The organism is Acinetobacter sp. CIP 64.2 (genome assembly GCF_000369645.1).
In the GTDB taxonomy this organism is placed as follows: Bacteria; Pseudomonadota; Gammaproteobacteria; order Pseudomonadales; family Moraxellaceae; genus Acinetobacter.
The window spans coordinates 725,733-746,642 of sequence record NZ_KB850122.1 but is presented as its reverse complement, the minus strand read 5'-3'; the positions used below and the strand labels follow the sequence as shown (position 1 = coordinate 746,642).

At 41.2% G+C, this 20,910-nt stretch carries 24 protein-coding genes; 13 read left to right on the top strand and 11 right to left on the bottom strand.

The window, feature by feature from the left end; translation table 11 throughout:
* Positions 1-39 precede the first annotated feature (39 nt).
* The 6 genes from F895_RS07565 to yiaA all read right to left on the bottom strand — a co-directional run bounded on the left by F895_RS07565 (position 40) and on the right by yiaA (position 4,929).
* The gene (locus F895_RS07565; protein ID WP_005241987.1) at positions 40-918 is read right to left on the bottom strand and encodes an ABC transporter ATP-binding protein; all 879 of its coding nucleotides are present in this window, start codon (positions 916-918) and stop codon (positions 40-42) included.
* A 2-nt stretch (positions 919-920) separates the two neighbouring features.
* Positions 921-1,856, bottom strand: coding sequence for an ABC transporter permease (locus F895_RS07570; RefSeq protein WP_005241986.1), 936 nt, complete (start codon positions 1,854-1,856; stop codon positions 921-923).
* 170 nt (positions 1,857-2,026) lie between these two features.
* Entirely contained in the window at positions 2,027-2,281 is a 255-nt protein-coding gene (locus F895_RS07575; RefSeq protein ID WP_005241984.1) for a YfhL family 4Fe-4S dicluster ferredoxin, read from the bottom strand.
* Between the two features lies 1 nt (position 2,282).
* The gene (yegQ, locus tag F895_RS07580; RefSeq protein ID WP_005241983.1) at positions 2,283-3,650 is read right to left on the bottom strand and encodes a prephenate-dependent tRNA uridine(34) hydroxylase TrhP; all 1,368 of its coding nucleotides are present in this window, start codon (positions 3,648-3,650) and stop codon (positions 2,283-2,285) included.
* Positions 3,651-3,795: 145 nt separating this feature from the next.
* On the bottom strand, positions 3,796-4,224 hold the full coding sequence (locus F895_RS07585) for a hypothetical protein (protein ID WP_005241982.1): 429 nt from the start codon (positions 4,222-4,224) through the stop codon (positions 3,796-3,798).
* A gap of 237 nt (positions 4,225-4,461) precedes the next feature.
* Positions 4,462-4,929 carry an inner membrane protein YiaA gene (gene yiaA, locus F895_RS07590; protein ID WP_005241981.1) on the bottom strand — a complete coding sequence of 156 codons (468 nt, stop codon included), beginning with the start codon at positions 4,927-4,929 and terminating at the stop codon, positions 4,462-4,464.
* Between the two features lie 238 nt (positions 4,930-5,167).
* Here yiaA and prfA point away from each other — a divergent pair, with 238 nt between their 5' ends.
* A complete protein-coding gene (prfA, locus tag F895_RS07595; RefSeq protein WP_005212840.1) occupies positions 5,168-6,256 on the top strand; it encodes a peptide chain release factor 1 in 1,089 nt (362 codons plus the stop codon).
* Positions 6,256-7,074, top strand: coding sequence for a peptide chain release factor N(5)-glutamine methyltransferase (gene prmC / locus F895_RS07600; protein WP_005241980.1), 819 nt, complete (start codon positions 6,256-6,258; stop codon positions 7,072-7,074). Before prfA ends, prmC begins: the two co-directional genes overlap by 1 nt.
* Here the strand turns inward: prmC and F895_RS07605 are convergent.
* Together F895_RS07605 and F895_RS07610 are read right to left on the bottom strand one after the other, a co-directional pair.
* A complete protein-coding gene (locus F895_RS07605) occupies positions 7,071-7,703 on the bottom strand; it encodes an FMN-binding negative transcriptional regulator (RefSeq protein WP_005241979.1) in 633 nt (210 codons plus the stop codon). The two genes, prmC and F895_RS07605, sit on opposite strands and share 4 nt — an antisense overlap.
* A gap of 3 nt (positions 7,704-7,706) precedes the next feature.
* Positions 7,707-8,777, bottom strand: a complete 1,071-nt coding sequence (locus tag F895_RS07610) for an AraC family transcriptional regulator (RefSeq protein ID WP_005241978.1) — start codon at positions 8,775-8,777, stop codon at positions 7,707-7,709.
* A 143-nt stretch (positions 8,778-8,920) separates the two neighbouring features.
* Between F895_RS07610 and F895_RS07615 the strand changes: the two genes are divergently transcribed.
* Together F895_RS07615 and F895_RS07620 are read left to right on the top strand one after the other, a co-directional pair.
* Entirely contained in the window at positions 8,921-9,691 is a 771-nt protein-coding gene (locus tag F895_RS07615) for an SDR family NAD(P)-dependent oxidoreductase (protein ID WP_005241977.1), read from the top strand.
* A gap of 149 nt (positions 9,692-9,840) precedes the next feature.
* Positions 9,841-10,413: a hypothetical protein gene (locus F895_RS07620; RefSeq protein WP_005241976.1), complete on the top strand. Its 573-nt coding sequence runs from the start codon at positions 9,841-9,843 to the stop codon at positions 10,411-10,413.
* Between the two features lie 39 nt (positions 10,414-10,452).
* On the opposite strand, the gene F895_RS07625 is transcribed toward F895_RS07620, so the two are convergent.
* The gene (locus tag F895_RS07625; protein WP_005241975.1) at positions 10,453-11,028 is read right to left on the bottom strand and encodes a flavin reductase family protein; all 576 of its coding nucleotides are present in this window, start codon (positions 11,026-11,028) and stop codon (positions 10,453-10,455) included.
* A gap of 372 nt (positions 11,029-11,400) precedes the next feature.
* Between F895_RS07625 and F895_RS07630 the strand changes: the two genes are divergently transcribed.
* The 9 genes from F895_RS07630 (at position 11,401) to F895_RS07670 (ending at position 18,737) form a co-directional block, all read left to right on the top strand.
* Positions 11,401-12,417, top strand: coding sequence for a lipase family alpha/beta hydrolase (locus F895_RS07630; protein ID WP_005241974.1), 1,017 nt, complete (start codon positions 11,401-11,403; stop codon positions 12,415-12,417).
* An 84-nt stretch (positions 12,418-12,501) separates the two neighbouring features.
* Positions 12,502-13,533 (top strand): lipase secretion chaperone, encoded by a 1,032-nt coding sequence (locus F895_RS07635; RefSeq protein WP_005241973.1) that lies wholly within the window; start codon positions 12,502-12,504, stop codon positions 13,531-13,533.
* Positions 13,534-13,591: 58 nt separating this feature from the next.
* Positions 13,592-14,035 (top strand): hypothetical protein, encoded by a 444-nt coding sequence (locus F895_RS20475; protein WP_005241972.1) that lies wholly within the window; start codon positions 13,592-13,594, stop codon positions 14,033-14,035.
* A 617-nt stretch (positions 14,036-14,652) separates the two neighbouring features.
* Complete coding sequence (locus tag F895_RS07645) at positions 14,653-15,381, top strand: HesA/MoeB/ThiF family protein (RefSeq protein WP_010589845.1); 729 nt, start codon at positions 14,653-14,655, stop codon at positions 15,379-15,381.
* A 56-nt stretch (positions 15,382-15,437) separates the two neighbouring features.
* Positions 15,438-16,736 (top strand): ABC1 kinase family protein, encoded by a 1,299-nt coding sequence (locus tag F895_RS07650; RefSeq protein WP_005241970.1) that lies wholly within the window; start codon positions 15,438-15,440, stop codon positions 16,734-16,736.
* 26 nt (positions 16,737-16,762) lie between these two features.
* On the top strand, positions 16,763-17,143 hold the full coding sequence (gene folB / locus F895_RS07655; RefSeq protein ID WP_005241969.1) for a dihydroneopterin aldolase: 381 nt from the start codon (positions 16,763-16,765) through the stop codon (positions 17,141-17,143).
* Positions 17,100-17,534, top strand: coding sequence for a 2-amino-4-hydroxy-6-hydroxymethyldihydropteridine diphosphokinase (locus F895_RS07660; RefSeq protein ID WP_005241968.1), 435 nt, complete (start codon positions 17,100-17,102; stop codon positions 17,532-17,534). The genes folB and F895_RS07660 overlap by 44 nt, the downstream gene beginning before the upstream one ends.
* A 42-nt stretch (positions 17,535-17,576) precedes the next feature.
* Positions 17,577-18,128 carry a DUF2799 domain-containing protein gene (locus tag F895_RS07665; protein ID WP_005241967.1) on the top strand — a complete coding sequence of 184 codons (552 nt, stop codon included), beginning with the start codon at positions 17,577-17,579 and terminating at the stop codon, positions 18,126-18,128.
* 150 nt (positions 18,129-18,278) lie between these two features.
* On the top strand, positions 18,279-18,737 hold the full coding sequence (locus tag F895_RS07670) for a hypothetical protein (protein WP_005241966.1): 459 nt from the start codon (positions 18,279-18,281) through the stop codon (positions 18,735-18,737).
* Positions 18,738-18,796: 59 nt separating this feature from the next.
* Here F895_RS07670 and coq7 read toward each other — a convergent pair whose 3' ends face one another.
* Both coq7 and F895_RS07680 read right to left on the bottom strand, forming a co-directional pair.
* Complete coding sequence (gene coq7, locus F895_RS07675; RefSeq protein ID WP_005241965.1) at positions 18,797-19,432, bottom strand: 2-polyprenyl-3-methyl-6-methoxy-1,4-benzoquinone monooxygenase; 636 nt, start codon at positions 19,430-19,432, stop codon at positions 18,797-18,799.
* 3 nt (positions 19,433-19,435) lie between these two features.
* Positions 19,436-20,758 carry an MFS transporter gene (locus F895_RS07680; protein WP_026040154.1) on the bottom strand — a complete coding sequence of 441 codons (1,323 nt, stop codon included), beginning with the start codon at positions 20,756-20,758 and terminating at the stop codon, positions 19,436-19,438.
* Between the last annotated feature and the right edge of the window lie 152 nt (positions 20,759-20,910).

Sequence of the window (20,910 nt, the reverse complement as noted above, 5' to 3'; positions counted from 1 at the left end):
GCAATAAATGAAGCAGATTGGGTCGTCCCAAACGCTATTTTATTTCTGTGTACTCATTTGAGTCATACGTGGAATTTTAGGTAAATCCTGTAGTGCAGGGTCGAGTTGTTCCTCTTGGTGATGTACCAACAGATCAACCCGTTCCCGTAGTTGTTTAAATTCAGGCGAATGCACCAGCTCAATTGTCCGTGGACGCGGTAAATTCACCTCAATAATCTCTTTGATCTCGCCCGGATTGGCTTTTAAGGCCACAATACGATCTGCCAGTAAAATAGCTTCATCCATGTCATGCGTGACAAATAAAATGGTGATATCAATGTTTTGCCATAAGTCCATCAAATGCTTTTGCATTTTTTGTCGGGTGTAGGGATCGAGTGCACCAAAAGGTTCATCCATGAGTAAAATTTTGGGTTCATTGACTAAAGCTCGGGCAATAGCGACACGCTGTTTCATCCCACCAGAAAGTTCATGTGGAAACTGATTTTCATATTTTTCTAGACCAATAATATTGATCCATTCACGTGCCATTTCTTCGGCACGGGTTTGACTGATGCCTTTCATCAAGGGGCCAAACATCACATTTTCTTTGACAGTTTTCCATGGAAATAAAGTATAGCCTTGAAACACCATGCCACGTTCTGAACTCGGGCCTTTAATCTTTTGTCCTTCAACCAGAACCTCACCGCTATGATAGTCATCTAGGCCTGCAACCACACGGCTTAAGGTGGATTTTCCACAGCCTGAAGGGCCAATCACACAGACAAACTCACGTTTATGAATACGTAAATCAATTTGGTTCAGCACCGTGCGTTCAGATGTGCCATGCTGAAAAATCTGCGTCAGTTGCTTGGTTTCCAACATCACGGGACGTGTATAAATATGCTCAAAATAGGCTTTGGCATCAAAATTATCCGTCATATTTATACTCCCTTTTTCCATTTAAATAGGTATGTGCCCAGTTTCATTAAAATCAAATCACACAACAGTCCAATCACCCCAATAATCAGGATGGCGGCATAAACATTGTCAAAGTTTTGATAGCGTGCTTGTTGAGTAATGAACCAGGTAATTCCTGAGGTGGCACCAATCAGTTCCGACACAATCAGATAGGTCCATGCCCAACCGAGCAACACCCGTTGATCTCGATAAATGTCAGGCAGTGCAGCAGGAATCACCACATGAAACAGGCTTTTAAGCTTATTCGTGCCTAGGGTATAACCTGCTTCAACCAAACCGCGATCAACCATGCGAGTGGTATTGGCAATGATCAGAATTTGTTGAAATAAAGTACCAATCACAATAATGGCAATTTTCGGGGCATCATTAATGCCTAAAATCGCCACTGCCAATGCCCCAAAGGCAGGTGCTGGCAGGTAGCGAAAGAACTCGACAAAGGGTTCAGTCAGCTTAGAGATGGTATTGGAAAAACCACACAGGATGCCCAACGGCACACCGATTAATGAAGAGATAAAAAACGCCGTAAATACAATCTTGATACTGTGCCACAGGCTTTGATGTAACCACGGCGCATCAGCCTGTTGCGGGGGCGTGGTAAATGAAGTGAAAAGCGCTTTCGCCACTTGATGAGGGGCAGGCAAATAAATTGGATTGACCAGAATACCTGTAGGCGGTGTTTTACCTTGATTGACTGCATCTTGAGCCTCAGCATAATAAGCTTGCTTATCTATTCGGGTGCCTGCCTGTAGATAAGTGGCTGAGCCTGCATTGGTAATTTGAACTTGTGGATGCCAGATAAAAGGTAAGTAACTGACACAGCTCCAGATCAGGATGGGAATCAGAAAAGATCCCAAACTTAAGTAAAGCTTCTTCCTTTTCGACAGTACTGAATGATGCATAGGCGCACACCCGTAGTAATACTAATTGAATAAAACGTAATACTCATTAGCAAGTTTGATGCCAGTACTGAGCTTAAAGGGTCAAATCATGATGAGTTGTTTTGCGTTGAGGGTGGGATAGGCACTTTTCCATACCTTTCACGGGTTTGTGCCTATCTGTGATGAAGTCTTTAATGTTTGAATAGATTCAGATTATTGAATTTAATCAGCAATTGATCAGGAGCTTCCACCCATGCTGGATCAGGCTGAATACAATCGATGGGACAGACAGCAAGGCAGGTGGGTGCTGTGTAGAAACCGATGCATTCAGTGCAACGTTGTGGGTCGATTTCATAGACTTTTGCACCTTCATTAATCGCTTGATTGGGGCATTCAGGCAAACACATATCGCAATTGATACATGCACTGGTAATGATGAGTGCCATCTTAATCTGCCGAATAGGCCAAAGCCGCAGATTGTAACCCAGTTGTGGCGTGAGGCAGATTGCGAATCAACAGTGCATATTCAATATCGATGTCTGGGGAAAATGGAATTTCCACGATATGGCCTGAACCCTTGGCATTTTTAATGGCATTGCCTTTAAGATCACGCATCTGTTCCAAGTGAAAGTGGAGATTGCCTTTGGGTGTCATTAACTCAAGTGAATCACCAACCACAAAGCGGTTCTTTACCTCAATGCGGATATGGTCACCATTGCGTCCAATCACTTCACCGCAAAATTGTTGATAGTCAAAATGCGATGAACCATCGGTATAATTTTGATAATCGCTATGCACATGGCGGCGCAAGAAGCCTTCGGTATAACCACGATTGGCCAAACCTTCCAGTTGGGTCATGAGACTTGGATCAAACACTTTGCCTGCGAGTGCATCATCAATGGCTTTGCGATAAATCTGTGCCGTACGGGCACAATAAAAATAAGATTTGGTTCGACCTTCAATCTTGAGCGAGGCCACACCGATCTGAGTTAGACGATTTACATGTTGCACCGCGCGTAAGTCTTTGGAGTTCATAAAATAAGTGCCATGCTCATCTTCTTCGGCGGCAAACATCTCTTCATCATTACGCTGCACCAAAACAATTTGCGCAGCATCCGTCGTTTTTGATGGCTGTGAGCAACACTGCTGATGAGTAGCGATTTGCTGAACTGGAATCACGTCACCATTGGCATCTTCTTGTGCTGCGTGGATTTTATAATCCCAACGACAGGCATTGGTACAGGCGCCTTGATTGGCATCGCGTTTATTCATATAGCCTGATAACAGACAACGGCCTGAATAGGCCATACATAAGGCACCATGCACAAATACTTCCAGTTCAATTTCTGGGACATGGTTCTGGATTTCTGTAATTTCTTCTAGTGAGAGTTCTCGTGACAAGATCACCCGACTTAGACCATAGTCTTGCCAGAATTTTACCGTGGCCCAGTTAATAGCATTGGCTTGTACCGAGAGATGAATCTGCATCTCAGGAAAATGTTCACGTACCAACATAATCAAACCGGGATCAGACATAATCAGCGCATCGGGTTGCATGGCAATAATCGGTTCAATATCGCGGATAAAGTTTTTCAGTTTGCTGTTATGCGGCTGGATATTCACCACCACATAAAACTTTTTGCCTAAGGCATGGGCTTCATCAATTCCGATTTTTAAATTGTCATGGTCAAATTCATTGTTACGGACGCGTAAGCTATAACGTGGTTGGCCTGCATAGACAGCATCGGCCCCATAAGCAAAGGCATAACGCATATTTTTAAGGGAACCGGCAGGAGAGAGTAATTCAGTATTCATAATACAGCATAAAAGGCATATAAAAAATAGGGAATTATTTTATTAAAGTTCAGAACATGGATTCAACCTAGTGTTTTGCTCAGGATTTTATCGGTGTTTAGGAAAGACTGAAGCAATAAAAAAGCACCCGAAGGTGCTTTTTAAATTAGTGATGACGATGCTTTCTTTTTTTCTTGTATTTTTTAGATTGCTGATTGTCATAATAACGGTCTTGACCGACTTTACGGCCTAGAGCAGAACCACCCGCTGCGCCAGCTGCAGCACCGATATAACCACCCGTGCTACCACCGATGTTTTTACCAACAGTATAACCACCGACACCACCTAGACCACCGCCAATAGCAGCTTCAGTACGGGTACGTTTGCTACTTGCTGCCGCTGCACCACCAGCGCCACCCAAAGCAGAGCCAATCATTGCACCGTTATTACCACCGATTTCTTTACCTACTGCAGTACCAACCACACTACCAAGTGCAGATGTTGCAGCAACACGGGTTGCATTATCAGCATGAGCAGCAGTAACCAATGATGAGCTTGCAAAAATAGCAGCACATAACCAAGTATTTAATTTCATTTTTGACTCCGTGTCCGCAATTCATCGGACCTCTTTTTCATGGCTGCAAATGTAACAAAATTTGAGTATGAAAGTATGGAGAAGCTTTTCTGAATTATTACTCTTTGGTGTCTGGATTGTAGTGTTTTGTTTCTTAAAATAGCGCAAAATGCGAGTTAAGTTCGATTAAACAACAAGATAGTCAATAACTGCACAAAAACAATGAAACCTTATTTTAAGGTTCCATTTATTTTTTGATTAATTTAATGGTTCATCTTTTATTGTTTGTTCTTCGAGTTTGGGCTGACGTGGATTGAGTTCGGCTTGCAGGCGTAGATAGTTTAAGTCACGAATATTCTTTTGGGTTGCCACTACACCAAACAGACTTAATAGAAATGACATGATGTAAAAGCCTTTTTCGCTCATACTGAGTTCGGCATTCCATAAGCTTATTAAAAGTAGTCCGATGCATAGGGCCATTGAAGCCCAACATAAGCCATAGTAAATCGCCGTGACGGGAATCTCTTCCAGTTGATCACGCACTGTTTTCTGTAACGATGCGGCGGAAAACAGTCCATAGAGTAAGATGACGAGGTAATAACCTTTTTCATGCAATGGCATATTGGTATTCCATAGACCGATCATAAAGCCAACGCCACCTGCAAGTAAGGCTACCCAGCTTGCAGCGATAAAGGCTGAAGTGGGGCGGTTTATAAAATTATTCATAAATTATCCTATTGTTTTATCTTTCTATTTGTCCTTCATTATTTATATATAAGGGTTGATCAGAGAACAAGCAATGAAAACTAAAACTGAACAATTTGTGATGAAATGGGTGAGGAATAGTAAGTTCCCCTGATTCTCTATGTCTTTTAAGCGGTGGAGTCTGTAAACTATGCGCAATTTTTTGATTTTGCTCGTGCTTCATCGGCACTGAGTCTTTAGATTTTGAGATATTCCGCCCATGAAAGCATCACTCCGTTTAAGACTCGATCAACTTTGTGATCGTCACGAAGAGCTGACTGCATTACTTGCAGATGTAGAAGTAATTTCGGACAATAAACGTTTTCGTAAACTGTCTCGCGAACACAATGATTTAACTGAAATCACTGAAGTTTGGAGCAAATATCGTCAAGCTGAAGAAGATATCGAAACTGCTGAAACGATGAAATCAGATCCTGATTTCAAAGATATGGCAGAAGAAGAAATTAAAGAAAATAAAGCACTTTTGGTTGCACTTGAAGAGCAATTAAATGTTCTGATGATTCCGAAAGATCCAAATGATGCCAATGCAGCCTATCTTGAAGTGCGTGCTGGAACGGGCGGTGATGAGGCGGCGATCTTCTCAGGCGATTTATTCCGTATGTATAGCAAATACGCTGAAACACAAGGTTGGCGTATTGAAGTGCTTTCTGAAAATGAAGGCGAGCATGGTGGTTATAAAGAAATCATTTGCCGTATTGATGGTGAAGGCGTCTATGGCCGTTTGAAATTTGAAAGTGGCGCCCATCGTGTACAACGTGTACCTGCAACTGAATCCCAAGGTCGTGTACATACTTCGGCTTGTACTGTTGCGATTCTGCCTGAAGTCGATGTAGATACTACAGTCGAAATCAATCCAGCCGATTTACGTATTGATACCTATCGTGCATCCGGCGCAGGCGGTCAGCACATTAACAAAACTGATTCAGCGGTACGTATTACCCATATTCCTTCGGGTGTGGTAGTGGAATGTCAGGAAGAACGTTCGCAACATAAGAATAAAGCCAAAGCGATGGCGTTGTTGGTCTCGCGTTTAGAAAATGCCAAACGTGCAGCCGCTGATGCAGCAACTTCAGAAATGCGCCGTGACTTGGTCGGTTCTGGTGACCGTTCAGAGCGTATCCGTACCTATAACTATCCACAAGGTCGTATGACTGACCATCGTATCAACCTGACTTTATATAAGTTAGATGCGATTATGGAAGGTGATTTAACAGAATTGCTGGACAGCTTGCATCGTGAATATCAGGCGGATCAGTTGGCAATGCTTGCACAGGAAAATGGCGGCTAATGAATATTGCTCAAGCCTTAGAAATCAAAGGTGAAATTGATAGCTATGAACGTCAGGAGGCGGCATGGTTACTCGAACATCTTTTGGGTGTAAATAGTTTAGAACTCAAATTAAGACTTGAGCAAGAGTTGACCGAAATGCAGGAGCAGGCTTATCTGGATGGTCTGGCTCGTATCGAACAAGGTGAACCTTTGGCCTATGTCACAGGTTCACAACCCTTTTGGACGCTCGATTTAAAAGTCACTCATGACACTTTGGTGCCGCGTCCAGATACTGAAATTCTGGTTGAAACAGTATTAAAACTGCCACTTGATGCAAAGGCCAATATTGTCGATTTAGGTACGGGCACAGGTGCGATTGCTTTGGCGCTTGCAAGTGAACGTGCTCAATGGCAAGTGACTGCAACAGATATTTATGCCCCGACTTTAGATGTGGCTCAGGACAATGCTGTTCGACACGGGCTGATGCAGGTGAAATTTGCCTGTGGGGCTTGGTTTGATGCTTTAGAACAGCAACGGTTTGATCTGATTGTGTCGAATCCGCCGTATATTGATCCTGAAGATGTGCATATGCAAAAGCTCCAGTCCGAACCTGAGCGTGCCTTGACGGCTGATAAGCAAGGCATGGCGGATATTGAGATCATTATCACCCAAGGCAAGAATTGGCTTAAACCGAATGGCTGGATTGTGCTTGAACATGGCTATGACCAAGGCCAAGCAGTACGAGATATTTTTGAGCAACAAGGTTTTGAGCAGATCAAGACCATTCAGGACTATGGCGGCAATGATCGTGTAAGTCTAGGACGAAAGCCCGTTTAATCTTCAATATATTGCTGTACTGCATCGGCTAATCGGTTGTCACCTTGTTGTTGCAGTCCATTTACAACCCCTAAGGCATCTTCTTTATCTCGATTTTGGCTCAGCTTAAACTTGCCTGTAATGTGCGAAATCTGAATTTCAATGCCAACAATCCCTTGCAGTTCCCGAGCAATATACTCACTTGGTGCATCCGACATTTTCCATGGCGTTGCTTGTTTGGCTTCATGAACCCGTGTCAGTTTAGCCAAAATGCCACGTAGGGCTTTTTCATCATGTAAGAAATAAATGCGACCTTTGACATGAACCACTTGATAGTTCCATGTTGGTACATGTTGATGGTGTTGCTGCTTGCTCGGATACCAGTTTGGTGAAATATAAGCTTGCTCACCCTGAAAAATAATAAGAACTTCAGTGTCGTTTTTAATTTGCGTATGCAACGGATTATTCTTGGCAATATGTGCAACCAGTGTCGCTGTCTGGCTTTGCTCATCACGCAATAAATGAAAGGGCAAATGATTGGCTTCTATGCCTTCAGCACTATGGCTCATTAAAGTCGCAAAAGGATAGTCCTGAATCAATTGATAGAGTTTCTCAAGATCTGTTTCTTCAAATATTTCTGGTAAATACATCATTTACTCCTTTGAGCGTTCTGAGCGATCCAAAAGTTCCTTTTTATATGGTGAAGATTTACGATAGCTGCCTGGACTGAGTCCTGTCCATTTCTTAAAGGCGCGATGGAACGCACTTGGGTCATGGAAATGCAGATCATCACTGATATTTTGAATTGAATCATTACTTTTGCACAATCGTTCAATCGCAATATCACAGCGAATGTCATTTTTAAGTTGCTGATAACTGACACCTTCCTGCTTTAAGCGACGCTGAATGGTGGCAGTTGACATATTGAGTTGTTGTGCAATCTCTTTCAATTCATCCCACTGTGATGGTGGTTGTAACAGCAATTGGCGACGAATTTGTAAGCTTAACGAGTTCTCATTCTTAAAGCGTACAATCAGGTTATAAGGGGTTTTTCTTAGAAAATCATTGAGCGCCTGTTTGTCTTTTTTGATTTTATGCTTGAGATAATGGGCATCAAACTCAATCTGATTCTGGTCGGCATTAAATTGAATATCTTCGCAAAAGCGCACCCGATAATCCTGTAGTTCGACTGGAGAATGACATCTAAAGCTCATTTTATGAAAGCCAATACGCTGATCACTCAACCAGCACATCAAACTATGCACCAGCATTAGATAGGTAGAATAAGTGAACATCCGTTTGGGATGCTCACGATCGTGCAAGATCAGATAGGCTTTGGAACCGCGTTGTACCAATTCACCGTGAATATCATCGAGCACCAGACTCAGGAATTTTAAAATCTCCTGAATGGCTTGCTCTAAGGTTTCAGCATTGAAGGCTAATTTTGCCAATAGACGATAACTGCCTCGGCGCATGGGATGGCGATCCATGCCCAAAAACTCATCATTCATGCTTTCTGCAAGTTCGACCCATAACTGCGCACATTGCGTCACGGGCACACGGGCTTTGGATGAGGTTAGTAATTCTGCTGAAATGCCTGCACGATTGGCGATATTGACAATATTTAAACCACGACTTGCGGCGACACTCAACGCTTCACGAAGCAAAGCATTTGAAATGGTGTCCTTAGCTGAATTAAGATCAAAGTTTAGGTTTTTATTCATATATCAATAAAATACAGGAGAGTAATTAGATTGAATGCTCAAAAGTTGCATTAAATTTGCTACTTTTTGAAATTGTATCGGAAAAAAGTTGCCTTTAGGCTTAGTGATAAAAATTTATATCTTTAATTTGATAGGAAACGTAAATGAAAATTCAGGGAAAACATTTTGTTATTACAGGTGGCGGTTCAGGTTTAGGTGCAGCAACAGCGGAATACTTGGTTGAAAAGGGTGCTTCGGTCACATTGGTCGATATGAATGTCGATGCTGGAGAACAACAAGCGCAAGCCTTGGGGGCAGCAGCAGAATTTGTAAAACTAGATGTGACGGATGAAGCTGCGGCAGAGCAGTTCTTTAAAGATATGTTGGCGAAACATGGCAGCATATATGGCCTGATCAATTGTGCCGGCATTGGCCCTTCTGCAAAAGTAGTGGGTAAAGACGGCGTACATGATTTGGCGATGTTCTCTAAAACTTTACAGATCAATGTAACGGGGACTTTTAATATGCTGCGTTTTGCAGCAGACGCCATGAGTAAAAATACTGTTGCAGAAGGTGATGAAGATCGAGGCGTGATTGTGAATACTGCTTCGGTTGCTGCTTTTGACGGCCAAATTGGACAAGCGGCCTATTCAGCATCAAAAGGTGCAGTGGTGGCAATGACGCTACCGATTGCGCGGGAACTAGCTCGCCATGCGATTCGTGTCATGACCATTGCCCCTGGGATTATGGAAACGCCAATGTTGAAAGGCTTGCCTCAAAATGTGCAAGATGCCTTGGGACAAATGGTGCCTTATCCATCGCGTTTAGGTCGCCCAGAAGAGTTTGCGCGTTTAGTGGCACATATTGCTGAAAACTCCTATCTCAATGGTGAAGTGATCCGTTTAGATGGTGCGATTCGTATGGCGCCGAAATAAGTTAAGCTTTTATGCAAACGCCGTTGTGGAGAGCATTTCATAACGGTTTTTTATACTTTGGTGTTTACGCTATTGGATATTGTTTCTAGAGCAATTTCGATTTAAGGTCGAAAAATAATAAAAATGATTCAACAAGAAGGAATAGACCGATGCAACCCATGATTTTTTTATCCATAACATTGGCATTGACCTTAACAGGCTGTGTCGGCAATATGAACCCGACAGGTGGCAATTCAAGCCCGAATTATCCATACTATGTGACACAGCAACCGATGTTGGTTAAAAAGATCTATGTTCCAGCAGGAACAACCTTGATTTATGAGGAACAGTACTTCAAACAAGGTAAGCAGCCTGAGATCATGTCAGAAAATAAACTGACCGATATTCGGTTGCCGATTGGTCAAAGCATTGATTGGGGCGGTGTACCGGTCACCATGATTTCTCAGTTCTTTAATTCAGCTATGCGCGGCTATTCTGTACATGCCGACTTTAAAAAATTGGATGCAAATAAACGAACCAGATTTTCTCAGTTATGGCAGCGTTGTAATGATGATCTAGGAATCAGCATCAAAGATCGAAAGGATTGGTCATTTAACAAAGCCAACATTGCTGATGTGCAAAGCTGTAGTGGTCTTTATCAACGTTACTTTAAAAATATTCAAGAACAGCAGCAGTTTTTAGATCTTATGTATAGTGAGTTGATGAAAGTCAATGATCAATAAAAGAGACAAAGCTTGTTTGGCTTTGCCTTATATCAAAGACTATTTGGCCTTAACTTCATCACCAATCAAATAGAATGTCCCACCTGCAATGTAATGTAGGCTGCGCAACGCTTTACTGGCATCTTGAAAGTGCCAATGTCCATCGCGAAATACGCGTGAATCCGCCCAAGCACCGACTACGGAACCGATAAATAAGTCGTGCGCTTGTTGATTGTGTGGTTCTGGAATCACTTTACAGACTAGCCAAGCCAGACTGCCTGCCACTAGTGGCACGGGGAAATCATCTTGATAAAACAATTCGGTTTTGCATTCTTCTAATTTGTTTGGATGCTCAAACTGACTGATCGTTCCGAGTTGATGCACTAGATCAATCTGTGCATAGCAGGGAACTTGCAAGGCAAAATAACCACTTTGCTCAACCAGTTGACGGGTTTTGGTGCTTTTATCTAAGACTACAGTGACTTTTGCAGGTGTTAATTCCAAAGCACAGGCCCAAGCTGCTGCCATGACATTGCATTCTTGTCCGTGTTGAGCAGAAACCAAAACCGTTGGGCCGTGATTTAATAAGCGATAGGCTTTGGAAAGTTCAACAGCCTTTATTTCCGAGTGGCGCATACAACATCCAAAAGGTGGGAGTACTCTGTCATTGTTACACAAACTTCCGCAAAATTTTAACCAATTTCCCAACGTTTACAGGCACGATTAAAACTGCAAATGTGACAGTACCCGATTTTTAATCCAGCTGATCGTTTGAACTTAAACAGTCAAGATAATTTGAAAATGTGCATTCATCGGAATCTTTTCGATCAATCATAATTTTGGCGCGAATTGTTATGATTTTGGCACAAATTGTTTTAGTCTAAAAATCACATAAAAGTTTGAAGGAGTATGATTTTTGCCAGTCGTTTGTATGCTCGGAATGATTCCAGATACGAAGAAAAAGACTAAATCTCTGTAATAAAAATGAAAAATGCTAGGAGCAAAAACGTGAAGAAAAAATATTTAAATGTCATGGCGTTGATGGCAGGCATGGTGGTGAGCAGCGGATCTGTGGTACACGCAGGTTTGTTTGATTTTTTTGCACCCAAGGCATCATGGCAAAACTGTAATGTGAACTCTTGTTCAATCGGCGGTAGCACCAGTGTTACATCAAGTTATGCGAAAACCAAGTATCCAATTTTATTGGCGCATGGGATGGCCGGTTTCTCTGCGGTAGGTCCTTTGCAATACTGGAATGGGATTACTGAAGACTTGGTTGGTAATGGTGCGAATGTCTTCGTTGCACAGCAAGCTTCGTTTAATTCTTCGGAAGTACGCGGTGAGCAACTATTGCTACAGGCAAAGCAGGTGTTGGCGATTACTGGTGCAGAGAAAATTAATTTAATTGGCCATAGTCATGGCTCTCAATCGGTTCGTTATGTTGCCAGCTTGTTGCCGAATAAAATTGCATCAGTCACAGCAGTTGGTGGTCCAACTAAAGGTTCAGATGTGGCAGATGTCGTCGACTCAGTGGTTAAATCACCTGCGGGTCCAGTCTTAGCACCTGTGATCTCAGCAGGGGTTAATGCCTTCTTCTCATTAGTGGGGATTGGTTCAGGGCATTATTATGATCAAGATGCGATTGCAGGTTTAAACTCATTAACCACCAGTGGTTCAGCCAATTTTAACCAACGTTTCCCCGCAGCTGTACCAACTACAGCATGTGGTTCAGGTACTGAACTGGTGAATGGTGTGCGTTATTATTCGTGGAGTGGAACCAGTCCATTTACCAATGCATTAGACCCAATGGACTATGCATTAACTGCAACATCGTTACTGATTTCTGGAGAAAATGATGGCTTGGTACCGCGTTGTTCGAGCCATTTGGGTACGGTAATCCGTGACAATTATGCATTTAACCATTTGGATGAAGTCAATCAAATCCTCGGTTTGGTTGGATTCTTACAAAATCCGGTCACCCCTTATCGGACTCAGGCAAATCGTCTGAAAAATCTAGGTTTGTAATTCATTAATGAAAGGAGCAATCCGTTGCTCCTTTCATTTTTAACGGTTCAAACAAAGAAAGAATGATAAATAGAGCAAGGGATTATGAACGGTAAATTTTTGAATAATAAAACCATCAGTTTAGTTTTGATTGTATGTTTATTGCTCTTGTTGGCTTTAATCTATTGGATATTTAGACCAGATGCTCAAAATACACCGCATGAGCCAAACCAACAGGCTCAATCACAGCTTATAGGTAATGGCTTAGAAGCCAACGCGCAAAATAATCAAAAAGGCAAAATGCCAGAATTGGCTGCTTCATTGCGCGGTACAGAAATTGATTGTCCAATTCAGGTCGATGCCAATGGTAAATTAATTTTAACGGTTGGTATTCGCAGTTGTTTCGATTATTTCTTTTCCAGTTTAGGTGAGAAAACCGAACCAGAATTGGTTGCTGATATCCGACAGTACATTACTGCGACTTTACCTGACACAGCTTCGAGTTATGCCAGTTATCTGTTAGATCAATATGTAGCCTATAGTCATGCCTTAAAAAATATAAAACCAACGGGCAACTTTAAGACGGGCGATATTGATGGGTATCAGAAAGTGATTGATCAGATGTATAAAGTACAGCAGCAGTTTTTTAATGCGGCTGAGATTAATGCCTTATTTGGTAATGAACGTAACCTGAATCAGTTCAATATTGATCAAATGCGTATCCATGCCAATAAAACCCTGACCGCTCAGCAAAAGGCAGCTGAATTGGCGAAATTGATTGATCAGCTTCCGAGTACACTGGCCGATGGCGTTCGGGTTTCGATGCAATTTTCTGAATTGCAGCAATTAACTCAAGAAGTACGGGAAAAGGGTGGTTCTGCACAAGAGCTTCGGAATATGCGTGAAAGTTTATTAGGGCCAGAAGCGGCAGATCGTTTGGAAAAGGTCGATCAAGAAGAAGCAGGGTGGCAAACACAGGTCAATGGCTACTTGGCCGCACGTGATCAGATTTTAAAGAGTGACGCCACGGATGCCAGTAAGCAGCAGTCGATTAATCAGTTGCGTAATCAATCCTTTGGCAGCAAAGAGGATTTGTTGAGAGCGCAGTCTTATGAAATGATGCATGATCGGAAGTAGAGCAAAAGTAATAGATGGAAATATAATCAGTCATAATTTTATTTAGGTAAGGTTGAATATGTATGTAGCTGATTATATTGGTTTAGCATTGATCCAAGATATGACAGATAAGAGTTTGCCTCTGTCTGAAGTCTTGGTTAAGGGGAAAAAGACAGGGGTTATGGTTGAGGGTAAAGTGTTAGAAGGTGTGGTCTGTGTATATTCTCACTGCTATCTTCTTTTCCTTAGCCAGGATTGTATCTTCGAGGAAAATTTAACTTTGGCATTAGTCGACCTGGATAAAAATATATTGTTGGAGTCATTATGCATAGGACAGGCTTATCAGACAGATATCTTTACTGGCCCGAGGATATGTAATGATAAAATTTTATTTGAATTTTTAGCTGAAAAAACATGGGTTCTTCAAGTATTACAAACTGCCAGAATTCGATTTCCTATTTCTTTAAACGCTTTGATACATCGTGGTTTTCAATTTAAATCTTATCTCCGATTAGTAAATTAATTTAAATGACGTATACCGTCATGAACCCTCCTTGATTACCGTTGCACGTTGCAAGTGATTTCTAAATGACGTATGCCGTCATGAACCATCAATATCAACCTCATTGTCTTCATGAGAATTTCTAAATGACGTATGCCGTCATGAACTGAGAGGTAATCTTTGAAATGGCCCGTCAGTTTTTCTAAATGACGTATGCCGTCATGAACTGGATCCTTGTGATCGAGATGAACTATATGCTTTTCTAAATGACGTATGCCGTCATGAACTGGATCCTTGTGATCGAGATGAACTATATGCTTTTCTAAATGACGTATGCCGTCATGAACTATAAAATAATAAAAATAATATCAGCCAAAACATCAAGTTATACTTAAAAAAGCATCATTACCCAAAGTTTCTAACTGATATAGTAACTTATTGATTTTATTAAGCTGTTAAAGAGTAAGAAAAATATTGGGGTAAAAATAGCTTTTTGTCAAAAGAAAACAGAGCTGGTTCCAATTTATTACTTTCCTCCAAGCAGACATCGACTTAAAATCAGCAATACCCTTGATGATAAAGAAGCAAGTCACGTGTCAGACCATTTAGAAAACGAATTTGAGCTAAGCAATGAGGAAATGCATCTCTATAGTCGTCAGATTTTATTAGATGGTTGGGATATCGAAGCACAAGAAAAACTAAAACTCACCAATGTGTTGATTATCGGCGCAGGTGGAATCGGCTGTACCAGTGCCGAGCTGTTGGCACGTGCAGGTGTAGGTAAAATTACCATTGTCGATGCCGACATGATTGAAATAAGTAATCTACAAAGACAAATTGCCTTTACGACAAATGATTTAGGTCGATACAAAGCAGAAATATTGGCAAAGCATCTACAAGACATTAATCCGCATATACAGGTCAGTTATCAAAATATACGATTTAATGAAACGAATGCTGATGAACTCGTACAGCATCAAGATCTAGTCTTAGATGGTTGTGATAATTTTACAACTCGTTATCTGGTTAATGCAGTATGTAGAAAACATCAAGTGCCTCTGATTAGTGCGTCAGCAATAGGTTTTGAAGGGCAGATGTTTATGGTAGATGCTGATTCAGCCTGTTATGAATGCCTGTTTCCGAAAGAAGATCATGCCAATGAAGGGCTGCGCTGTGCGGAGTCAGGCGTATTAGCCACCACTCCTGTAATGATAGCGTCATTACAAGCACATCACACATTGCTATTTTTAGGCTTAGGTTTGACTCCACTCAAGCAAAAACTATTGCTTTGGAATGGCTTAAATTTAACGCAACGTATTCTTAAATTTGAAAAAGATATAAATTGTCCAGTTTGTCAGGCAACTTGATCGGTAAATTGAGCAAAATTTGCTAAACTAATGCCATCTGTGAGGCAAGAAAGATTATGAAAAGAAATATTTTATTCGATGGATTACGCTCTGTTGCACGTATTGGTGAAACAGTGGTGGTTGCAGCACAAGCAGGTGTGAAGTATGCAACTGAAAAACCAAGCAACGCCAAACTTATGCGTGAGACCTTTGAGTCGCTTGGTTCGACTTATATTAAACTGGGTCAATTTATTGCCAGTACGCCGTCTTTATTCCCACGTGAATACGTTCAGGAATTCCAAGGCTGTTTAGATCAAACGCCAACCTTACCATTTAGCTATATCCAAAAAGTTTTGGCAGAAGAGTTTGAAGGGCGCAACCTCAATGAAATTTTTAGTTTTATTGATGAAAAGCCTTTGGCTTCGGCTTCAATTGCACAAGTGCATGCCGCTCGATTGGTCACGGGCGAAGATGTGGTTTTAAAGGTGCAAAAGCCAGGTGTTGAAACTATTCTTTATACCGACTTGAATGTGGTGCATTGGGCAACAAAGCTACTTGAAAGAGCTGTTCCAAAAATCAAGTTTGCATCACTTTCTGAAATTGTAGATGAGATCAAAACACGTATGGTGCGTGAAGTTGATTTTATTGAAGAAGCTCAGAATCTGGATGACTTTATTCAATATTTGAATGTTTCAGGTAATCAAGCGGCAACGGCACCGAAAGTTTATCACCAGTTTTCAACGCGCCGTGTACTCACCATGCAGCGTTTGTATGGGGTATCATTGACTGACTTTGATGTGGTCAAACAATATGCCAAAGACCCAACTCAGGTCTTGATTACGGCCATGAACACTTGGTTTGGCAGTTTAATGCTGTGCAAGAGTTTCCATGCCGATTTACACGCAGGCAATTTGATGCTGCTAGAAGATGGTCGTATCGGTTTTATTGATTTTGGTATTGTCGGTCAATTAAAACCTGAGGTTTGGACTGCGTGTATGGCATTTATGGATGCATTACAGCAAACCAATTACATTGCCATGGCTGAGAACATGCTGAAAATGGGCATGACCCATCAGAAAATTGATACTCAAATCTTGGCTGATGATTTAGAGCGCTTGTTTAGTGGGGTCTTACTGGCAGATCCACAAGAAATTCTTAGTTCTAATCCAGCAGATTTAAATGACATCATGATGGATATGGTGGCAGTAGGTGAGCGTCACGGTATTAAATTCCCGCGTGACTTCGCTTTGTTATTCAAGCAAATGCTATATTTTGATCGTTTCATGCGTGTTCTCGCACCATATACCGATATTTATGCTGACCAACGTTTAAAAATGGTTCACAATATTGAACCTGCTTCGTTTTTAAAGCATTAATTTATTTATCGGTTCATTAGGTCATTATGGATGCCATTATAATTGAAGGGTTGAAGGTTGATACCGTGGTTGGTTGTTTCAGCTGGGAACGCCAAATTATTCAACCTTTAATGCTAGATCTCACTATTCATAATGATCTAATGCAAGCTGCACAATCAGATGAGCTAAACGATACGCTCAACTATGCGCAAATCTGCGAGCTTGCAGCTCAAGTGATTCAACAAGCCCAACCTAAGCTGATTGAGCACGCTGCACAATTGGTGCTTGAATGTCTATTTACTACCTTTCCTTCGATTGAATCGATCAGTATCACCATTCGCAAACCCGCCATCATTGCACAAGCCAATGCAGTAGGAATTCGCCTTGAACGCAACAGAAACAATTTTTGCGCTCGCACTGGCGAGTAATCTCCAGCAACAACAAAATTTCACTTTTGCTTATCAACAAATCGCAAGTTTGGGTGTAGTGGAGTTTTCGCCAATTTATGAAATCCCATGTCGGGATGGAATTGGTGCCGATTATTGGAATTCAGCCTGCTTATTAAAAAGTCGATGCAGTCTTGCTGAAATGACTGAAATTCTGAAAAAACTAGAAGCACAATCTGGTCGAGTTCGTCCATCACATCAGATCAGTTTGGATGTTGATGTGATTGCATGGGGTGAAACTTTAGAGCATATGCAATTTAATCCAAAAAAGTTACCATTAGCTTTGGATGTCAAAATTCCTTTATATGATTTGTGGCAGCATGCAGATTTAGCTCATTTCCAAGGTACAGATTATCCTGTCATTACAATGTAATGTTTTCGCTGGGTAATATCATAATAATTAGGAAGAATTTTCATGAAAAAGATTTTGCTTTTGTCGACGTTGACGATTTTACTTTCGGGTTGTGCAGCCATGAGCGTCGAGCAATGTAAAACAGCCAATTGGTTCAATGTGGGCGAAAAAGATGGCTCGAATGGGCATGATTCACGCTTGGATAAATATTATTCTTCCTGTCAAAAAGCCAATATTGTGCCGAATCAAAAGCTGTATGATCAAGGTTATCAAAAAGGCTTGAGCTATTACTGCCGACCGGAAAATATTTTTAGTGAAGCCTTGGAAGGTCGTGGCGATATTCATGTGTGTCCAATCGAAAAGCGTGAATCTTTACGTAGTTACTATCAAGTTGCCAATGAATATTATCAGGCAGATTCAGAGTTTAATCGCTCCCAAAGCGATATGAATCGTTATTTAAAAGAGTTGGAACGTAAAGATCTTTCGAATAAAGTTCGGGATGATTATCAAAAACGCTTATATGATCTACGTATCAATAGCAGTTGGGTACAGTCTCGTTATCAACAGGCTGTCCGAAATCTGGAACGTTTTAAGGCAGAACATGGTTTGAATTAAAACTTTAAGTAATAACGCTTATTTTAGAAAATCCATGCTTGCAGCCGTGGATTTTTTGTTTTTAGTGCACACATTTGAGTTACATACCTGATGGTATAGGGATGTTTAAATGGTGAAGAAACAAATAAATAATGAAGGGAGGAATTCTGTATGCAAGCCAAGTTACTTATTGCCTTGGGGATTATGCTCTATGGCAGCATGAACTCAGCCTATGCAATTGATGCCAAATATAGACAACAATTAGAACAATCAGGTTGTACACAAGTCAGTGAAGCACAGGGTTGTGATATTAGCAAAAGCAAAGAAGAAAATAGCAACGCTGGATTTGTTGAACAAACGCTAGAAACACCACCGCCAACCCTATCGACTCAGCAACCACAGTGGATTGCCGAAAGGTCGGATGGAACAGCACTGGCATTCATTAGAATTGACCAGCAACAACGAGTCTGGGTTAATGACACGCGTGTGATTGCGGTCAATAAAAAGGATCGGTTGACTTTTAGGCAGGGTAAAATTAATTACACCATTTTTACTGATTTAAATAAGCAGTCGCAAAGTTTTTGGGATGACCGTTATTCAATTGATAAAGGCAAAATTGTATTTCGTTAATTTTGATTGTGTTGTGTAAAATCAAAGGGAATTATTTTACAATAATTCCCTCGGACAGTTTAAAGATAATAACTGGTTTTGGTCATCAGTTTTGAAATGGCAGTCATGGTAATGCGTACAGGTACAGGCAAATCTACGCCACCTGCATTGAGTGCCGTGTCACGATGATGCAACTCATCTTCATTCATCTGCTCCAGGATTTTACGTGAACGGTTATCATGAGCGGGGAGCTGCTGGATGTGTTCTTGTAAATGTTGACTCACTTGGCGTTCGGTTTCAGCGACAAAGCCTAAGCTGTATTTGTCGCCTGCAATCCCTGCAATTGCACCCATTCCATAAGACAACCCGTACCAAATTGGATTTAATACACTAGTGTGGCTATCTAGTTCTTTTAAGCGATCTTCACACCATGCCAAATGGTCTTGTTCTTCAATTGCGGCTTGCTGCATTTCTTCACGTACATGTGGCAGTTTTGCAGTCAGTGCCTGACCGTGATAAAGGGCTTGAGCGCAGACTTCACCACTATGATTGACGCGCATTAAACCTGCAACATGGCGGGCATCACTGACACACAGTTGTGACGGTTCTTCATTGGCAGGATTACTGCGTTGTGCACTGGTCGCACCAGGTACCAAACTACGTAAAGCTTGATCAAAGGAATTAATAAGTTTATCGAGACCTGTGTAATGACGCATATATTAATCCTCTAATGTGTTGGGCGCATTTTCCAATAACGGTTTTAGACGTTTTAATAACCAAAATGAAAAAATTGCACTTAAAACAGCGGTAATGGTAAATAAGATTTTAATATCAATTTTTAAAATGCTTAAGATCAAAATAGAAAAAACTGCGGAAGAGACCATAAATACAGCATTTAAAATATTATTTGCGGCAACAACACGAGCACGATGTGAGCGTGGTGAATAGGCTTGCATCATGGCATAGAGAGGCACGATATAGAACCCACCACTAATTCCCAGTAAAGTCACTGCCAGCATCACATGGTAATAGACCGCACCCAGTGTAAACATATCTTTTAAACTGAGTAACTCACCTGTACGCTCAGGAACAAAAGCCAGGCTGGCTGCCAGATAGAGGGCAAACACAGTCAAACCAATTGCCCCATAGGGCACCATTTTGATATTGATATCAGTACCACCGATGCGTCTACAAAGTAAAGAACCGACACCGATACCAACCGAGAAAAAGGTAAGTAACAGGCTGACCACATTTTCTGAGGCATGCAGGTTTTGTTGAGTTAGTTGTGGAATTTGAGTCAGGTAAGTTGCACCATAAAACCAGTACCAAGAATTACCCAATAAAATCACAAACACAATCGGAATACTTTTGGCGTAGGCAATCGTTTGAAAACTGGTACGAATAAAGTTCCAGTCAATTTCGAGATCTGGTGCTGCAACTTTTTGCGGCAGAATAAATCGGCTACATAAATAGCCTATGCAGGCAATCGCTACGACAGTCACACTGATCCACAGCAGGTTGCCGGCAGACGAAGCAATAACCGCACCGCCTAAAATCATTCCCAGTAAAATTGCAATTGAAGTACCTGACTGAAACAGGGCATTACCTGACATCAGCTCTTGTGGTTTTAAAATTTCAGGCAAAATCGCATACTTAATCGGGCCAAAACAAGTGGAATGGGTACCCATTAAAAATAAGGCAAACAGCAATAACCATAGATTTCCAAGCAGGAAACCAGCAGTACCAATCAACATGATCACGATTTCTAATATTTTAATGAAGCGAATCAGTTGAGAGCGCTCATATTTATCTGCGATTTGTCCAGCAGTTGCTGAGAAAAAGAAGTAGGGCAAAATAAACAATAAGGCAGCTAAATTATTTAAGGTACTGATCTCAGCACTTTGTTGTTGAATCCACCCATAAGTAATCACCAACAGTAGCGCTTGCTTATAAACATTATCATTCAGTGCGCCAAAAAACTGAGTGAAAAACATCGGGGCGAAGCGACGCGATGTCATTAAGCGCTCATCTTGTTTCATCATGTGTTCACTTCATTGTGATTTATAAAAAAATGTGACGAACTGTAAAAATGTGATGAAATGCATGTATGATACCTATGTCTGATTGGATGAAAAATCAAAGATTTGAAGTTATTTCACCCATCAAAAACGATAAATTAAAAAACAAGTTTAGA

What these genes read in the sequence shown, in the direction of transcription:
- F895_RS07625 (WP_005241975.1), bottom strand. Translation starts at nt 11,028, where the DNA reads ATGCGCCACTCGGAAATAAAGGCTGTTGAACTTTCCAAAGCCTATCGC.
- F895_RS07650 (WP_005241970.1), top strand. Translation starts at nt 15,438, where the DNA reads ATGAAAAGAAATATTTTATTCGATGGATTACGCTCTGTTGCACGTATT.
- F895_RS07620 (WP_005241976.1), top strand. Translation starts at nt 9,841, where the DNA reads ATGCAACCCATGATTTTTTTATCCATAACATTGGCATTGACCTTAACA.
- yegQ (WP_005241983.1), bottom strand. Translation starts at nt 3,650, where the DNA reads ATGAATACTGAATTACTCTCTCCTGCCGGTTCCCTTAAAAATATGCGT.
- coq7 (WP_005241965.1), bottom strand. Translation starts at nt 19,432, where the DNA reads ATGCGTCATTACACAGGTCTCGATAAACTTATTAATTCCTTTGATCAA.
- F895_RS07635 (WP_005241973.1), top strand. Translation starts at nt 12,502, where the DNA reads ATGAACGGTAAATTTTTGAATAATAAAACCATCAGTTTAGTTTTGATT.
- F895_RS07585 (WP_005241982.1), bottom strand. Translation starts at nt 4,224, where the DNA reads ATGAAATTAAATACTTGGTTATGTGCTGCTATTTTTGCAAGCTCATCA.
- F895_RS07610 (WP_005241978.1), bottom strand. Translation starts at nt 8,777, where the DNA reads ATGAATAAAAACCTAAACTTTGATCTTAATTCAGCTAAGGACACCATT.
- F895_RS07615 (WP_005241977.1), top strand. Translation starts at nt 8,921, where the DNA reads ATGAAAATTCAGGGAAAACATTTTGTTATTACAGGTGGCGGTTCAGGT.
- F895_RS07565 (WP_005241987.1), bottom strand. Translation starts at nt 918, where the DNA reads ATGACGGATAATTTTGATGCCAAAGCCTATTTTGAGCATATTTATACA.
- F895_RS07670 (WP_005241966.1), top strand. Translation starts at nt 18,279, where the DNA reads ATGCAAGCCAAGTTACTTATTGCCTTGGGGATTATGCTCTATGGCAGC.
- yiaA (WP_005241981.1), bottom strand. Translation starts at nt 4,929, where the DNA reads ATGAATAATTTTATAAACCGCCCCACTTCAGCCTTTATCGCTGCAAGC.
- F895_RS07665 (WP_005241967.1), top strand. Translation starts at nt 17,577, where the DNA reads ATGAAAAAGATTTTGCTTTTGTCGACGTTGACGATTTTACTTTCGGGT.
- F895_RS20475 (WP_005241972.1), top strand. Translation starts at nt 13,592, where the DNA reads ATGTATGTAGCTGATTATATTGGTTTAGCATTGATCCAAGATATGACA.
- F895_RS07645 (WP_010589845.1), top strand. Translation starts at nt 14,653, where the DNA reads ATGCATCTCTATAGTCGTCAGATTTTATTAGATGGTTGGGATATCGAA.
- F895_RS07605 (WP_005241979.1), bottom strand. Translation starts at nt 7,703, where the DNA reads ATGTATTTACCAGAAATATTTGAAGAAACAGATCTTGAGAAACTCTAT.
- F895_RS07575 (WP_005241984.1), bottom strand. Translation starts at nt 2,281, where the DNA reads ATGGCACTCATCATTACCAGTGCATGTATCAATTGCGATATGTGTTTG.
- prfA (WP_005212840.1), top strand. Translation starts at nt 5,168, where the DNA reads ATGAAAGCATCACTCCGTTTAAGACTCGATCAACTTTGTGATCGTCAC.
- F895_RS07570 (WP_005241986.1), bottom strand. Translation starts at nt 1,856, where the DNA reads ATGCATCATTCAGTACTGTCGAAAAGGAAGAAGCTTTACTTAAGTTTG.
- prmC (WP_005241980.1), top strand. Translation starts at nt 6,256, where the DNA reads ATGAATATTGCTCAAGCCTTAGAAATCAAAGGTGAAATTGATAGCTAT.
- F895_RS07680 (WP_026040154.1), bottom strand. Translation starts at nt 20,758, where the DNA reads ATGATGAAACAAGATGAGCGCTTAATGACATCGCGTCGCTTCGCCCCG.
- folB (WP_005241969.1), top strand. Translation starts at nt 16,763, where the DNA reads ATGGATGCCATTATAATTGAAGGGTTGAAGGTTGATACCGTGGTTGGT.